This window comes from Chitinophaga sp. Hz27 (assembly GCF_042263525.1).
GTDB lineage: Bacteria > Bacteroidota > Bacteroidia > Chitinophagales > Chitinophagaceae > Chitinophaga.
This window is the reverse complement of sequence record NZ_JBHKFJ010000005.1, coordinates 119,370-134,900: the sequence shown is the minus strand read 5'-3', so window position 1 is coordinate 134,900 and position 15,531 is coordinate 119,370. Positions and strand designations below refer to the sequence as shown.

At 44.7% G+C, this 15,531-nt stretch carries 13 protein-coding genes; 6 read left to right on the top strand and 7 right to left on the bottom strand.

Annotation, left to right across the window (positions count from 1 at the left end; all coding sequences use genetic code 11):
• Positions 1-15 precede the first annotated feature (15 nt).
• A complete protein-coding gene (locus ACE38W_RS12640; protein ID WP_375831335.1) occupies positions 16-474 on the bottom strand; it encodes a DinB family protein in 459 nt (152 codons plus the stop codon).
• Between the two features lie 58 nt (positions 475-532).
• Between ACE38W_RS12640 and ACE38W_RS12635 the strand changes: the two genes are divergently transcribed.
• The 5 genes from ACE38W_RS12635 (at position 533) to ACE38W_RS12615 (ending at position 9,571) form a co-directional block, all read left to right on the top strand.
• Complete coding sequence (locus tag ACE38W_RS12635) at positions 533-2,170, top strand: acyl-CoA carboxylase subunit beta (protein WP_375831334.1); 1,638 nt, start codon at positions 533-535, stop codon at positions 2,168-2,170.
• 233 nt (positions 2,171-2,403) lie between these two features.
• On the top strand, positions 2,404-2,865 hold the full coding sequence (gene rnhA / locus ACE38W_RS12630; RefSeq protein WP_375831332.1) for a ribonuclease HI: 462 nt from the start codon (positions 2,404-2,406) through the stop codon (positions 2,863-2,865).
• A 48-nt stretch (positions 2,866-2,913) separates the two neighbouring features.
• Positions 2,914-4,656, top strand: coding sequence for an aspartate-alanine antiporter (gene aspT, locus ACE38W_RS12625; RefSeq protein ID WP_375831330.1), 1,743 nt, complete (start codon positions 2,914-2,916; stop codon positions 4,654-4,656).
• A gap of 318 nt (positions 4,657-4,974) precedes the next feature.
• Positions 4,975-8,058: a SusC/RagA family TonB-linked outer membrane protein gene (locus ACE38W_RS12620; RefSeq protein WP_375831328.1), complete on the top strand. Its 3,084-nt coding sequence runs from the start codon at positions 4,975-4,977 to the stop codon at positions 8,056-8,058.
• A 10-nt stretch (positions 8,059-8,068) separates the two neighbouring features.
• Positions 8,069-9,571 (top strand): RagB/SusD family nutrient uptake outer membrane protein, encoded by a 1,503-nt coding sequence (locus tag ACE38W_RS12615; protein WP_375831327.1) that lies wholly within the window; start codon positions 8,069-8,071, stop codon positions 9,569-9,571.
• A 72-nt stretch (positions 9,572-9,643) separates the two neighbouring features.
• On the opposite strand, the gene ACE38W_RS12610 is transcribed toward ACE38W_RS12615, so the two are convergent.
• The gene (locus tag ACE38W_RS12610; RefSeq protein WP_375831325.1) at positions 9,644-10,207 is read right to left on the bottom strand and encodes a methyltransferase family protein; all 564 of its coding nucleotides are present in this window, start codon (positions 10,205-10,207) and stop codon (positions 9,644-9,646) included.
• A gap of 107 nt (positions 10,208-10,314) precedes the next feature.
• On the opposite strand from ACE38W_RS12610, the gene trxA reads away from it, so the two are divergent.
• Positions 10,315-10,614 (top strand): thioredoxin, encoded by a 300-nt coding sequence (gene trxA, locus ACE38W_RS12605; RefSeq protein ID WP_375831323.1) that lies wholly within the window; start codon positions 10,315-10,317, stop codon positions 10,612-10,614.
• 69 nt (positions 10,615-10,683) lie between these two features.
• Here trxA and ACE38W_RS12600 read toward each other — a convergent pair whose 3' ends face one another.
• From ACE38W_RS12600 to ACE38W_RS12580, 5 genes are all read right to left on the bottom strand, one after another.
• A complete protein-coding gene (locus ACE38W_RS12600; RefSeq protein WP_375831322.1) occupies positions 10,684-11,841 on the bottom strand; it encodes a hypothetical protein in 1,158 nt (385 codons plus the stop codon).
• Between the two features lie 31 nt (positions 11,842-11,872).
• A complete protein-coding gene (gene smpB / locus ACE38W_RS12595) occupies positions 11,873-12,310 on the bottom strand; it encodes an SsrA-binding protein (protein ID WP_375831321.1) in 438 nt (145 codons plus the stop codon).
• A gap of 74 nt (positions 12,311-12,384) precedes the next feature.
• Positions 12,385-13,233, bottom strand: coding sequence for an acetyl-CoA carboxylase, carboxyltransferase subunit beta (accD, locus tag ACE38W_RS12590; RefSeq protein WP_375831319.1), 849 nt, complete (start codon positions 13,231-13,233; stop codon positions 12,385-12,387).
• Between the two features lie 252 nt (positions 13,234-13,485).
• Positions 13,486-14,553, bottom strand: coding sequence for a class II fructose-bisphosphate aldolase (fbaA, locus tag ACE38W_RS12585; RefSeq protein ID WP_375831317.1), 1,068 nt, complete (start codon positions 14,551-14,553; stop codon positions 13,486-13,488).
• Positions 14,554-14,736: 183 nt separating this feature from the next.
• Positions 14,737-15,528 carry a helical backbone metal receptor gene (locus tag ACE38W_RS12580; protein ID WP_375831316.1) on the bottom strand — a complete coding sequence of 264 codons (792 nt, stop codon included), beginning with the start codon at positions 15,526-15,528 and terminating at the stop codon, positions 14,737-14,739.
• Positions 15,529-15,531 lie beyond the last annotated feature (3 nt).

The following is a 15,531-nucleotide window of genomic DNA, read 5'->3' as shown; positions in this document are numbered from 1 at the left end:
GGCATGCCCGTTAGATCAGGCGTATTTATGTAAAAGCACAATCTGCCCCAGATGGTAGGCATCATGCTCTGCCAGTCCCTGTAAATAATAAATGGCAGGATTATCGGTACCCGGAAAGGCATCGAACAGTTCCTTTTCTGGAAAGGCACGTATAGTCGTTACCGTTTCTTTGAAAGAGTGTTCCAGCCGTCCCAGCGTGGCATGCCAGTTGTCGGGGCCGTGGTTTTCGGGAAGATAAAAATCTGGAAGATCGCCATCCTGTTCTGGTGGTTCGTTATGCATATAACGCGCAACTCTCTGATGCCAGTAAATCACATGGCTAACAATCTGCCAGATGCAATTGGATTCACCAAATCGTTTCACTGCCATGTCTGCATCAATACGTATGAGGTGCTCCTTGTAAGTAACTCCCATCCAGGGCTCACCATTGTAAAGACTTTCCAGAGAATTGGCTACATGTTGGGTAAATGACATACCTGAAAGATTAAGGAATTCATATTCGTTATTCGTAATTTACAAAAAAACCATCGTTATGAATCAACAGGAATTGGAAAGCAATAAAAATGAGGATGCCATACGCCTGGCGGTAAGTACAATGAAACAACGCCTGGGTGCGATTGAGCAGGGCGGAGGGAAAAAAAGCCTTGAAAAAGTTCGCCAGCGTGGTAAGCTGACTGCCCGCGAGCGAATTGAGTACCTGATCGACAAAGATTCCGTATTCACCGAAATAGGCGCTTTCGCTGCCTATGAAATGTATCCGGAATATGGTGGTTGTCCTGCCGCTGGCACCGTAGGTGGTATCGGTTATGTAAGCGGACGCCAATGTATGATCGTTGCCAACGACATGACGGTGAAAGCAGGTGCATGGTTTCCGCTCACAGGAAAAAAGAACCTGCGCCTCCAGGAGATCGCCATGGAAAATCATTTGCCTGTGATCTATCTGGTAGACAGTGCAGGCGTATTTCTTCCTATGCAAGATGAAATCTTCCCCGACAAAGAACATTTTGGCCGTATCTTCCGTAACAACGCACGTATGAGCGCTATGGGCATCACACAGATTGCTGCTGTTATGGGTAGCTGCGTAGCCGGCGGCGCTTATCTACCCATTATGAGTGATGAAGTGCTAATGGTAGAAGGTAATGGCTCCATCTTTCTCGCAGGGCCTTATCTCGTAAAGGCAGCCATCGGTGAAGACGTAGATGCGGAAACGTTAGGAGGTGCTGTTACCCATACAGAAATCTCTGGTATCGCTGATTACAAATTCAAGTCAGATGAAGAATGCCTGGACCAGGTAAAACGTATCGTCAGCAAAATCGGCCATACACCTGGCGCTGGTTTCGACAGAGCCAAACCTGTAGCACCGGCTTTACCAGCAGAAGACCTCTATTCGATCATTCCGGCAGATAGCACCAAAACTTATGATATGCTGGATTTGATCGCCCGCATTACCGACAACTCTGAATTTGATCAGTACAAACAAGACTATGGTAAAAGCATCATCTGTGGGTATGCCCGCATAGATGGATGGGCAGTAGGTATTGTAGCCAACCAACGTAAAATCGTTAAGAACCGTAAAGGCGAAATGCAGATGGGGGGTGTTATCTACAACGATAGCGCCGACAAAGCCGCCCGCTTTATCATGAACTGCAATCAGAAAAAGATTCCATTGGTGTTCCTTCAGGATGTTACCGGTTTTATGGTTGGTAGCCGTAGCGAACATGCCGGGATCATCAAAGACGGTGCTAAACTGGTGAATGCAGTCGCCAATTCTGTTGTCCCAAAAATTACCATCATCGTAGGAAACTCATATGGCGCCGGTAACTATGCCATGTGCGGAAAGGCCTACGATCCCCGCTTTATCTATGCCTGGCCCACTGCTAAGATCGCAGTAATGGGAGGGGAGCAGGCCGCCAAAACATTATTACAGATCCAGGTTGCATCGCTGAAAGCCAAAGGAGAAGAAATTACCCCTGAAGCTGAAAAAAAATTACTCGCTGCCATCACAGAAAAATACAATTTACAAACGTCTCCATACTATGCAGCAGCAAGGCTTTGGGTAGATGAGATCATCGATCCCATAGACACACGGTTACGCATATCCGAAGGCATTAAAGCAGCAGAACATGCACCAGTTGCCGAGCAGTTTAATGTAGGGGTTTTTCAGGTCTGATAGTTTGGATAAAGCATGCGGAGGTGCGCCTGTGGCGCTATTCACGCAAAGTAGCATAAGGATTATGTTTTATTGTTTTAGCGGCTATTAATCTACGCTCAAAGAACAACAAAACGTACGTCTTTGCTGCTTTGCTCCTTATGCTGCTTTGCGTGCCCGCGGAGCGGCATAGCGCCGCAGGCGCACCTCCGCATGCTTTGCGTGCTTTGTGAGAAAAATAATATCTTCGCCGAATGGCTGAACTTATAATCTATACAGACGGAGCATCCCGCGGCAACCCCGGCCCTGGCGGTTATGGCGCGATCCTCATCTGGGGTAACATCAGAAAAGAAATGTCGCAGGGGTACCGCAAAACCACCAATAACAGGATGGAACTACTGGCGGTAATCGTCGGACTCGAAGCCCTTAAACGTGATGGATTGGATGTGAATATTTATACAGACAGTAAATATGTGGTAGATAGTATAGAAAAAGGTTGGATATGGAGCTGGGTAAAAACAGGATTCAAGGATAAAAAAAATAAAGATCTCTGGACACGATTTATCCCACTCTATAGAAAACATAAAATAAAAATGAATTGGGTGAAGGGACATGCTACAAATCCTTTCAATAACCGCTGTGATGAACTGGCTACAGCCGCCGCCGATAGCGGCAACTGGCTGATCGACACCGGTTTTGAAAGTGGCAACGGGTAATAAAGTATAATAACAGGTAGAACCAATTCAATAGTTGAATTGTAGTAAATGCGACAATTCAACTATTGCTTTATGTTCGAATGGCTGATTCATACACTCCAGAAATATCCCGAAATAGCTGTCATGCTAACCCTCATGATAGGTTATTATATCGGAAAAATTCATATCAAAGGATTTACACTGGGCACCGTAACAGGCGTATTGCTGGCAGGTATTTTCATCGGTACATATCATATCCCCATCCCTGACGCCACCAAATCAATTTTTTTCCTGTTTTTTCTCTTCTGTACCGGCTATGGTATTGGCCCCCAGTTTTTCCAGGCATTAAAAAAAGATGGAATGCCATTGGCTGCGTTCTCATTTATAGTGTGCGTTTGTAGTTTACTGCTTTGCTGGGCCATCGCCTCATTATTGCACTTTGAAGTAGGAACAACTGCCGGATTTCTGTCTGGCTCCAATACCTGTTCTGCCATCATTGGTGTGGCCTCCAATAGTATCAAGGACCTGAATATTTCCGACGATCTGAAAAACCGTTACCTGGACCAGATACCGGTAGCTTATGCCGTTACCTATATTTTTGGTACAGCCGGTACATCCTGGTTCCTGTCCGTTATAGGACCATGGTTTATGTCGGGCAGCCGCGCGAAGCTGATAGAAGAAACTAAAAAGCTGGAAGCTCAGCTCAGTGAATCCGGTGGCGATGAAGAAGAACAAGATATCAGTAATGCCTATGATCAGGTGGCTTTTCGTGCCTACCTGCTAAGTAAAGAAACTATTGGTGATGGCAAAACAGTTGCTGAACTGGAACATGTGCTAAAATCTAAAGGAAGACTGCTTTGGATACTCCGTGTACGCAGAGAAGGGAAGCTTATACCTATTACTCCCGACTTCCCACTCCATGCCGGTGACATCGTGGCTGTCAGTGGACAACGTGTATCCGCAATTGGTGCGGATCCCTTACTAGGTAAGGAAGTAGCCGATGTTGAATTGTTGACTTTTCCCGTACAGAATGTGACAGTATATGTAAAGAATAAAAAGGTAATAGGATATCATATACGCAGACTAGATGCTGACCCCTTATTCAGAGGAATCAGTATTCGAAAGCTTACCCGTGCCGGTATTGAAATTCCATTATCCCCCCTTACTTCTTTGTCTAAGGGAGATGTGCTCGAGCTAGTAGGTATACAGGTAGATTTAGACCGTGCTATACCACTGCTGGGCTTTAAAGAGAAAACAGGAGTGGAGACAGATATCGTATACCTGGCAGGTGGTATCGTAGTTGGTACATTGGTAGGAGCTTTGACATGGAAAGTTGGAGCAGTACCTCTCGAACTTAGTACCAGTGGTGGTTCCCTCATTGCCGGCCTTTTCTTTGGATGGCTGCGCAGCGCCAGACCTACTTTTGGTTATATACCACCCTCTTCGCAATGGGTGCTGACCAAATTAGGACTGCACGTTTTTATCGCCATCGTTGGCCTCACCTCCAGCGAAGGATTCCTCACCGGTTTAAAACAGGAAGGGTTGACATTATTTGTAGCAGGGATAGTACTTAGCTTAACACCTATGGTACTGGCGCTTTTCCTCTCCAAGTACGTGTTCAAATTCCATCCTGCAATTGGATTGGGAGCCTGCGCCGGCGCCCACGATGAATCCGCACCACTGCTGGCCGTACAAGACGCGCTCAATAGTAAAGTTCCTGCACTGGGCTATACCGTAGCCTATGCAGTAGCCAACATAACACTCACCACTTCAGGTGTAATAATCGTACTGCTTATGACCCATGGAAAATAAATTTCGACAACTTTTTAACATTTCTTTTTGTTGATAACGTAAATACCACTAGCTTTGCGTCCCAACAGTCTATAGGATTAATAGGGTAATAATATGAAACTAATGAAAAGGAAGCATTTATTAAAAGACCAGCCATTCTATTTTGTATGTTCGTCGTGTTGTGCCACCGCGCGAATGTATTGTTGATCGACCACACAAAATCGCTGACTGTAATCACTTAATTAACGGGATCATAGCTTGCACACCTGAACCATAAAGGGTTTCAGGGTTAAAATTGCTTTACCCACATAAACCGCATAAACCTCCAATTCTCCTCTTATGCTACAACGTCTATTATTTTTATTCGTGCTGTTAGGACCCCTTTTGGGTTTCGCACAGACACGTACCGTTACTGGTACCGTATATTCGGCCAGGGAAAATCAACCATTACCCGGAGCAACGATTGTGGTAGCCGGTACCACCCAGGGCGTAACTTCTGGCCCGGACGGCTCTTTTAAAATCACCATTACCAACGCTACTGCTACAAAACTCGTTGTTAGTTATATCGGCATGAAACAACAGGAAGTAGCTATCACTACCACGCCTATACGTATTTCACTGGAGTCCAGTGGTAAGGATATCGACGAAGTAGTGATCATCGCCTACGGTACCGGAAAGAAAAACTCACTCACCGGTTCTGTTGCACAAATTAAAGGCGCTGACCTGGCAGACAGACAGATCTCCAGTGTTTCCCGCGGCCTGCAAGGACAGGTAGCCGGCGTGCAAAGCACCGCCCAGAGCGGCCAGCCAGGCACCGACGCAACCATCCGCATCCGTGGTATCGGCTCCATCAACGCCTCTGCAGATCCCCTGTATGTAGTAGACGGTGCGCCTTACTCCGGTAGCATCAACGCCATCAACCCTTCTGATATCGAATCCATTTCTGTATTGAAAGATGCCGCCTCCAGCGCCTTATACGGTTCCCGTGGTGCAAATGGCGTTATTATCATCACTACCAAAAAAGGAAAAGGAAAAGGAAATATAGGCGTTCGCGTTGCACAAGGTTTCTCTAAACGTGCCGTGAAAGACTACGCCCAGGTAGGCACAGACGATTATTTCCGCCTGTACTGGGAAGCACTCCGCAATACTTACCTGACCAACGGCCTCTCCGCAGCTCAAGCCGCAGCCAATGCCAGCGGCAACGTAGTAGGCGATCTCGGTATCAACCCTTATGGTACCGCGTTCGATGAACCTGTTGGCACTGACGGTAAACTGTTGTCCGGCGCTCACCCGCTCTGGAACGACAACTGGGACAAAGCCATGCAGCAAACTGGTCGCCATACACAAGCAGACCTCAACATCAGCGGCTCCAGCGATAAATCAAGATACTATATCTCCGGTAGCTACCTCGATGATCAGGGCATTTATATCGGTTCAGGTTTCAAACGTTATAATGTTCGTGCAAACGTAGAAATAGACGCAAAGAAATGGCTCACAGTAGGATTAAACCTCTCTGGTGCACACTCTGATCAACAAGCGCCTCCTTCTGAAGATAGCCGCTCAGACAACTATGTAAACTATGGTCGTCTGATGCCTTCTTTCTATCCGATCTATCAACGCGATCCAGCCACCGGCGCATATCTTCTTGATCCAAAAGGAAACAGGATATTCGACTACGGCGATTATCGCCCTAGTGCCAACAATCCTAACACCAACCTGGTACAAACTGCGGGCATCGACCTCCACAAGGTGCTCAGAGACGATGTTTCTGCCCGCACCTTCGCGCAAGCCACCATTTGGGACGCACTGAAATTTAAAACCACTTTCAGCGCTGACTATTCTCAAATGATGAACCACGACTATACGAACCCAACACTGGGCTTCGACGCACCTGTTGGAGGTACTGTAGACCGTGGCAGCTACCGCACTTTCAGCTGGACATGGAACAACATCTTTACCTACGAAAAAACATTTAACCAAATACATCATATTAATTTACTCGCAGGTCAGGAAGCTTATAAATTCAATTATACCTTCATTGATGGTAACCGCTCTGGTTTCTCCTTACCAGGACTCACAGAACCCGCTGATGCGGCGGTATTGCTCGGCTATAGCGGTTATTCCGATAACTTCACCCTGAGCAGCTACCTGTCCCGTGCTGAATATGACTACAAAGGAAAATACTTCTTCTCCGGTTCATTACGCCGCGACGGATCTTCCAGATTTGCACCAGATAAGCGCTGGGGTACCTTCTGGTCTTTAGGTGCATCCTGGAAAATGACCGAAGAAAGCTGGTTGAAAAATACCAAATGGCTGGATGTACTGACGCTCCGCGCCAGCTACGGTGCACAGGGTAATGATAACCTCGGTACCTACTATACCTACCAGTCGCTCTACGACGTAAACAGCAACCTGGGCGAAGGTGGTACTTATCGTAACACCCTCAACAACCCTAACCTCAAATGGGAAACTAACCTGAACCTGAACGTAGGTGTAGACTGGGCTATGTTTGATAACAGATTTGGTGGTACAGTAGAATTCTTCCAGCGTAAATCCAAAGACCTGCTCTTTGCTTTACCGAAAGCACCTTCCACCGGTTATGGTTCTATCAACCAGAACATCGGCGCAATGCGTAACAACGGTATCGATGTAACCCTGCGTGGTGTCCCTGTTAAAACAAAGGACTTCCGCTGGACAGTAGATTTCAATATGACGCACTACCAGAATAAAGTAACTTCTCTGCCACAGAAAGAAATCATCAGCGGAACGAAGAAATTAATGGTAGGCAAATCTATCTACGAATTCTACCTGCGTGAATGGGCGGGGGTAGATGCCAAAACTGGTAATCCATTATGGTATGTTACTGATCCTACTACCGGAGCAAAAACTACTACCACCAACTATAGCGCTGGTACGCTCAACTATGCAGGATCTGCATTGCCAGATGTTTACGGAGGTTTGAATAATACTTTTGCTTATAAGAATTTTTCTCTGAGCTTCCTCTGGGCTTATTCTCTGGGTGGTAAAGTACTGGACAATGACTATGTATATCTGATGCATACTGGTAACAACCCTGGCCGCTCCTGGTCTTCAGAAATCCTGAACCGCTGGACACCAACTAATACCAATACCAATGTACCTGCACTGACTACCAACAATACCAACTGGACATCTAACTCCACTCGCTGGTTATATGATGCGTCATATGCGAGATTGAAAAACGTGAACCTGAGCTATTCCTTCCCAGCTACGTTGATGGATAAAGCGCATTTGCATGGACTTACCATTTATGTACAAGGTGAAAACCTGCTGACCATCTATGGTCACAAAGGAATGGATCCTGAACAGGCAGTAAACGGAGTTACCTATTATCGTTATCCGGCTGTGAAATCATTGTCTGCCGGTATTAACCTGAATTTCTAAAAATTGACCCATGAAAAAGAACAGATATATACTTACCGCTTTATTGGGCGCCGTGTTGCTGAGTGCTTGCAGCAAGGACTTTCTGAAGCAGGACCCGACTAACCAGGTGCCAGATGACCAGGTATTTACTACAGCTGATAACGTGGAAACCGTTCTCAATGGTACATGGGCTTATGCCATGGAAACATTCTATACCTATGCGGTTCCGGGATATACTTCAATTGCGCGCGCCAGCGATGCTATGGGCGATGATGTAGCAGTTACAACTAAATATGGTTTGCGTGACGCATATACGTTTGTGGAAATGGTAGACAATACCAAAAACCGTGTAAGCGCTTACTGGACTATTCTTTATAAAGTTATAGATAATGCCAACGCTGTTATCACCCGCGTAGATGGTGTTAGTGGGGATGCGGCACAGAAAGCACGTCTGAAAGGCCAGGCCTATGGATTACGTGCAATGTGCTATCTCACATTGGCTTCTTTCTATCAGTTTAATCCGATCGTAGATCCAAACGCAAAAGCAGTTCCTATTTATCTGGAACCTACTACTGCAGCTACGCAAGGAAAGCCACGTGCTACTATTAAACAGGTATACGACCAGGTAATCGCTGACCTGTTGGCTGCAGAACCACTGGTTAAAGGTTATGATCGTGGAGACGCCAGCAAGAAATACAAAATCAATTATAATGTAATTGAAGGAATGTTAGCACGTGCTTACCTTCAAACCCAGCAGTGGAGCCTCGCTCAGCAAAAAGCTGCCGCTGCACGTCAAGGCTTTGCGCTGATGTCTGGCGACGACTACCAGAAAGGTTTCAATGATGTTAGCAATGTAGAATGGATCTGGGGACATCCGCAGACGCCTAATCAGAGCAATGCCAGCTATAACTTCCATTTTCTGGATGTAAGCTCGCCAGGTTCTTACTACTACAGCTTCATGGCAGATCCTTATTTCAAAAACTTCTTTGATAACGGAGACGTACGTACGAAACTCTTCGATTGGGATACACTGCCTTCTCAGGAAGGTTACCTGAGATATAAGAAATTCCGTTTCCGTGACCAGACAGCGCTGATAGGCGACTTCGTACTAATGCGTTCTGCCGAAATGGTGCTGATTGAAGCAGAAGGTTATGCCCGTTCCGGTGATGCTACCACCGCCGCACTGCGTCTGAATGAACTCAGAAATGCACGTAACGCTTATCCTTACGTGCAAGGTACCGGCCAGATCATTGATACCATCATGATCGAACGCAGAAAAGAACTCTGGGGCGAAGGCTTCTCTTTATCTGATATCATTCGTACGAATGGAACGGTAGTGCGTAAAGCCTTTACTTCCTACACCGGCAGCGATTCTATCATCAGCGTGCCCCGTGCAGATGGTACCTTCAAACAAGTGAAAGCAAAAGGCCACAGAACACTGAAGTTCCCTGACGGTACCTCTTTCGTTCCACAGAGCAAATATTATCTCTTTGCAATTCCTTTATCTGAAGTACAAAACAATCCTAACTTATAATTAGGATAGAATATAAAAACGTAGGGCCGGTCATAACTTGACCGGCCCTACGTTTTTTATAAATATTATCTGCTATAAAATATATGGTATGAATCTTTTCGTATGATGCATATAATCTGCATATTCCTGGCCAAACTGCTTCAGCAGAGCCTTTTCTTCAATTTTTATGCGATAAAGAAATACCAGGAATACAGGAATCACAACCACCAGGAGACTTAACCAGTTATTAGTAGAAATACCGAATCCAATGAAGGACAGGAGAGAAGCTGCATAAGAGGGATGACGAATCAATTTATACATGCCGTCTTTTTTGACCTGATGTCCTTCCCGGATGGTCACCATTACCGTGAAATATTTACCTAATGAGGCCACTGCAGCATATCGCAGCACGATGCCAATTAAAATAATAATCAGTCCACCAATGTGCATGGTGGTTTGATCTTGCGCAATTAGTGGACTATGTTGGTAAGACAACGAAATGCCAGCGGTCATGCTAGCTGCAATTACAAGCCATATAGCCGTGAGACTTCCACGGTCCTGATTTTGTTTGTCGGTACTGCTGCCGCGTAATACGCGGTTGAGCCAGATTTCAGATGCCAGCCATAGGCAATAGATTACAATAGTCAAGGGATGCATAAACAAAAATTATGCATTTAATATACGTTTTTTCTTGATACTAGAGGCCTCTTCAGGGCTTTGTTAGTGTTGTATACAAATCTTACATTGCAGTAAAATTAGGTGCTATGGAAAATCTGCAAGCGTTAATCCAGTCTTCAACTCCTTTATTGATAGATTGCTATGCTGTTTGGTGCGGCCCCTGCAAAATGGTACCACCTATATTAAAAGAGGTGAAAGATAAGATGGGGGATAATCTCAGGATTATAAAAATAGATGTAGATAAAAATCCGCAGTTTTCTGCTCAATGGCAGATCAGCAGTATACCCACGTTGATGTTGTTTAAAGAAGGAAAGCTATTATGGCGGCAGAGTGGGGTAGTGCCGGCACACCAGTTATTGCCAATCATTCAGCAAAAAATTGCCTGAAATCAAGGATAAAAAAACGGGTCTCTATTTGTAGAGACCCGTTTTTTTATAAAGAGAAAAAGTGATCATTTACATAACGCTATAGAATGTACGAAGATCTCTTTCCATATCTACATAAATAGGTTTGGTGAACTCAAGGAAGAGTTGATCCGGCGGTGGTGGCGACAATTCGCGGCCTCCCATCATCTTTTGATCATCGTCAGATAAGGCACGGCTGTCTCCACGATAAGTGCCAAATTGATTTACCCAGGTGTAGCTACCCGGAATCCTGTTCTGGCGTAGTACCTTACCATCCATTGTATTCATGATACGATAGTCCAGCATACCTTTAGATACCACTGTTTGTCTGGTGATATAAACTGTAGCCTTTACCGTTTTATATTTTTTGATCTCTTTTCCAGTAGAATCTTTACTGGTGCTTTCTACTATTTCCCTTGAAACGTCGCGCTGGGTGCGGTCTATATAGGTTTGGCCTACAACGAAGTCAAAGAAATGAAGTTCGAGGAACTGATCAATGGGTACTTTATTGGCTCTTGCGAAGTTATCATCGAAGAATTGTACAAAGGTATTGATATGCTGATCCTGTACACTACGCACCAGGTAATCCCTGAATTGGTCAGCGGAAAACTGGAAGTAGGGCGACCTGATATCGATCTGGCTGATGGCTACGTTGATAACGGCACGTTGGTAGGCTACATCCAGCAATTCTTTTGTATTCCTGTAGTTGTTAACTATTTTCAGTGCTGCTTCAAATTCATAGTAGGCTTTGCGTGCGCTGGCTTTATCGCCGAGGTCCAGCAGGGAAGTACCACGATCGTAGCGTTCCTGTGCAGCCATTTCATTGGCGCCGGAAATAGCGGCGGAGTAGTCTTTAGGAGTAACTACCGCCAGGGCAGCAGGGCTGTTATGAATGGTGTTGTACAGCGTTTGCATGGATCTGTATTCCATGCGTATCTTTTCCCATTTCAGCTGATTGTTTTCCTGTATCAGCCTTGTGGCATTCGCTTCATGATGTTGGAAGGCCTGTTTATAAGCTTCAGGAAGTAATTTCAGGGCCGTGGCATCTTGTGGTCTGCGCTGCAGTTTCTTTACAAATGCGAGTACTGCTTCATCGTAGCGTCCTTTGTTATACAGCTTCTCACCGGATTTACAGGAGAACAGGAATAACAAAGCCAATACACAGCAAACAGACTGTATCCGATGGGATAATAGGTTTATGAAATGCACTTGGGATAGATTTAAGGGATATGTTGATTGACTATTTGAATTGTCTCCTCAACTCTCTGTCCGACTCACGTTGTTTGATAGATTCTCGCTTATCATGGAGCTTTTTACCTTTACCAATGCCGATTTCCATTTTAGCCAGACTTTTCTCATTGATAAACATTCTCAAAGGAATGATGGTATAGCCTCTTTCCTTGATTTTGTTTTCGATTTTTCTAAGCTCTTTCTTGGTGAGTAACAATTTTCTTTCACGCAATGGCTCGTGGTTGGCGGCAGTGCCGTGGGAATACTCTGCGATGTGCAGGCTTTTTACAAACAATTCTCCTTTGTGGAAATAACAGAATGCATCGTTAAAACTCACTCTGCCAGCACGGATAGATTTTATTTCCGTACCGGTTAATACGATCCCGGCAATATACTTGTCTTCTATTGCGTACTCAAAATATGCCGATCTGTTTCTTAATTCTGCCATAGATGTGTGATTACAAAAATGCTTTATGGATTTGAAGACCAGGCTGCAAATCCATAAAGCACTTTACGTAATGTTTATTTTTTGAACAGTGAAAGTACTGTTGCCAGTTTGGTCTTCAATTCTTTTCTGTCCATGATGAAATCCAGGAAGCCATGTTCCAGCAGGAACTCTGCACTTTGGAATCCTTCAGGAAGATCTTTCTTAATAGTTTCTTTAATGATCCTTGGACCTGCAAAGCCGATCAGCGCGCCTGGTTCTGCAATGTTGAGATCACCCAGCATAGCGTAAGATGCAGTAACACCACCAGTAGTAGGGTCAGTCATCAGAGAAATGTAAGGTAATCTTGCATTGGCGAGCTGTGTCAGCTTGGCAGAGGTTTTAGCCATCTGCATCAGCGAAAACGCACTCTCCATCATACGGGCACCACCTGATTTAGAGATGATCATCAATGCGCTTTTGTTTACTATGCAGTAATCAATTGCCCTGCTGATCTTTTCTCCAACTACAGAACCCATAGAGCCACCGATAAAGTTAAAGTCCATACAGGCTACTACCAGATCATTTCCACCTACTTTACCTGCACCTACAGTCATGGCGTCTTTCAGGCCAGACTTCTTCTGGGCATCTTTCAGCCTGTCAGCATATGGCTTCAGATCTTTAAAGCCCAGGAAATCGGTTGGGTAAATATTAGGGAACAGCTCTTCGAACTGTTGGTTATCAAAAATGATCTCAAAATACTCAGCGGAGTTGATACGATTGTGATAGTTACATTTATCACAAACATAAAAATGCTCCTTCAGATCTTTAACAGTGGTGGTTTTCTTACAGTTAGGACATTTATGCCACAACCCATCCGGTGCTTCTTTTTTCTCACTGGTGGTAGTGGAAATGCCTTGTTTAATTCGCTTAAACCAGCTAGACATATTCTGCTATTAGATTAGAAAATAGTGGTGCAAGATACGAATTAATGTATTACGTTTCACCCTAATTTTTTGGTAAATAGCAGATTGAACAAAAAATCTGCTACAGCATTGGTTTTATATTTATAAAAAAGACAGGGAGTTATATTTAATATTTTATTTATATGCATACTACTGTCAAAAATCCCATACTTACAAAAAAATAAAGCCCTGCCATTGGCAGGGCTTTATTTTCAAACCTGATCAAATCAATGATTATGCATTTCTGTTGATACAGTTCAGGTCCTGGAATGCTTCTTCCAGACGTTTAACAAAGGTTTCTTCACCTTTACGCAGCCAAACGCGAGGATCGTAGTATTTTTTATTTGGTTTATCTGCGCCTTCTGGGTTACCCAGCTGTGCTTGCAGATAATCTTTCTTAGCTTCGTAGTAATCGTGGATACCTTCCCAGAATGCCCACTGCATATCTGTATCCAGGTTCATTTTGATTACACCATAACCCAGTGACTCAGCAATCTGGTGTTTTGGAGAACCGCTACCACCGTGGAATACATAGTATACTGGTTTAGCTTTGGTGCTGAATTTCTGCTGGATATGATCCTGACTGTTCTGCAGGATGATAGGACGCAGTTCTACGTTACCTGGAGAATAAACACCGTGAACATTACCAAATGCAGCTGCAACTGTAAAGCGGCTACCTACTTTTGATAAAGTTTCGTATGCAAATGCAACATCTTCAGGTTGAGTATACAGTTTTGAGTTATCTACACCAGAGTTGTCCACGCCATCTTCTTCACCACCGGTAACACCCAGTTCGATTTCGATAGACATGCCCAGTTTGTTCATTCTTTCGAAGTACTTATGGGAAATTTCGATATTCTCTTCCAGTGGTTCTTCAGACAGATCCAGCATGTGAGAACTAAACAGTGGCTGACCATGCAGCTTGTGGAATTCTTCACCAGCAGTCAGCAAACCATCGATCCAAGGCAGCCATTTTTTAGCAGCATGGTCGGTATGCAGTACCACAGGAACACCATAGTATTTAGCAACTTCGTGTACGTGTTTTGCACCAGAGATAGCACCTGCAATGTTTGCCTGCAGTTTATCGTTTGGCATTCCTTTACCTGCGAAGAACTGAGCACCACCATTTGAAAACTGTATAATTACCGGTGAATTCACCTTTGCTGCTGTTTCCAGTACCGCGTTTACTGAGTTAGTTCCTACTACGTTTACGGCAGGCATAGCAAATCCGTTGTCTTTGGCATCGTTATACAGCGCATCCAGCTCTTCGCCGAATAATACGCCAGCTCTGTATTTTCCCATACTCTAAAAGATATTTGTTTTTTAGGATAGCAAATATAAGGAGTAAATGAGAAGATTTATAGCGAAATAAGATTTTACAACAATCCTTTAAAATACAAACGGATAATTGTATTTTGTACGCCAATGCCTGAGCCACAACAATTTAACACAGGCAACTCCTACGTATATACGTTTCCGGTACCATTAAACAACCGTCGTTAAGCCGGCCATCAGCCCTGAAAAATAAGCTGTGGCCTCCCGCAACCTGCTGCCATACCAGGAAAACATTTCTCCATTTACCAATTGGACACTGGCCCCAGGCACCAACGCCTGAAATTCTTCCATATGCTTCTCCTTAAAAGGATAAGGCTCGGATGACAGTAAGATCAGCTTGCAGCCACTGGCACGTATATCTTCCGGAGAAACGGTAGGATACCGCGTCAGGTTCCCGAACACATTGTGTAAACCGCAATGATGCAGCATTTGATGGATGAAAGTATCGTTCCCTGCAGTCATATATGGCTCCCGCCAGATAAAATAGGCCGTAGGAATAGGCGTCGGCAAAGGTTTCAAATTGGAAAAGTCACTCCTGATCTCCGCGATCAATGCCGCTGCCCGCGCGGAAGTTTGCGTAATGGCGCCCAATCCTGCTATCATCTCCAGCGCATTATTCAAATGATGTACATCACTGATCCACACCGTATAATCCTTCATAAGGGCTTCAATATCTTCTTTTGTATTTTCCTCTTTATTCGCAATAATGAGATCAGGTTGCAGATTCCTGATAATATCAAAATGTATTTGTTTGGTGCCGCCTACACGTACTTTGCTTCTAAACCAACGATCGGGATGCACACAAAATTTAGTGATGCCCACCACGCGGTCTTCCAGTCCCAGGCTGAATAGCAGCTCTGTCTGGGAAGGCACCAGCGACACAATGCGCGCTGGTGCCTTATCCAATATAATAGTACGTTGGAGCTGATCGGTATATTCCATATG

Coding starts and splice junctions, on each gene's coding strand:
- ACE38W_RS12640 (WP_375831335.1), bottom strand. CDS start 474: ATGTCATTTACCCAACATGTAGCCAATTCTCTGGAAAGTCTTTACAAT.
- ACE38W_RS12635 (WP_375831334.1), top strand. CDS start 533: ATGAATCAACAGGAATTGGAAAGCAATAAAAATGAGGATGCCATACGC.
- rnhA (WP_375831332.1), top strand. CDS start 2,404: ATGGCTGAACTTATAATCTATACAGACGGAGCATCCCGCGGCAACCCC.
- aspT (WP_375831330.1), top strand. CDS start 2,914: ATGCGACAATTCAACTATTGCTTTATGTTCGAATGGCTGATTCATACA.
- ACE38W_RS12620 (WP_375831328.1), top strand. CDS start 4,975: ATGCTACAACGTCTATTATTTTTATTCGTGCTGTTAGGACCCCTTTTG.
- ACE38W_RS12615 (WP_375831327.1), top strand. CDS start 8,069: ATGAAAAAGAACAGATATATACTTACCGCTTTATTGGGCGCCGTGTTG.
- ACE38W_RS12610 (WP_375831325.1), bottom strand. CDS start 10,207: ATGCATCCCTTGACTATTGTAATCTATTGCCTATGGCTGGCATCTGAA.
- trxA (WP_375831323.1), top strand. CDS start 10,315: ATGGAAAATCTGCAAGCGTTAATCCAGTCTTCAACTCCTTTATTGATA.
- smpB (WP_375831321.1), bottom strand. CDS start 12,310: ATGGCAGAATTAAGAAACAGATCGGCATATTTTGAGTACGCAATAGAA.
- accD (WP_375831319.1), bottom strand. CDS start 13,233: ATGTCTAGCTGGTTTAAGCGAATTAAACAAGGCATTTCCACTACCACC.
- fbaA (WP_375831317.1), bottom strand. CDS start 14,553: ATGGGAAAATACAGAGCTGGCGTATTATTCGGCGAAGAGCTGGATGCG.
- ACE38W_RS12580 (WP_375831316.1), bottom strand. CDS start 15,528: ATGGAATATACCGATCAGCTCCAACGTACTATTATATTGGATAAGGCA.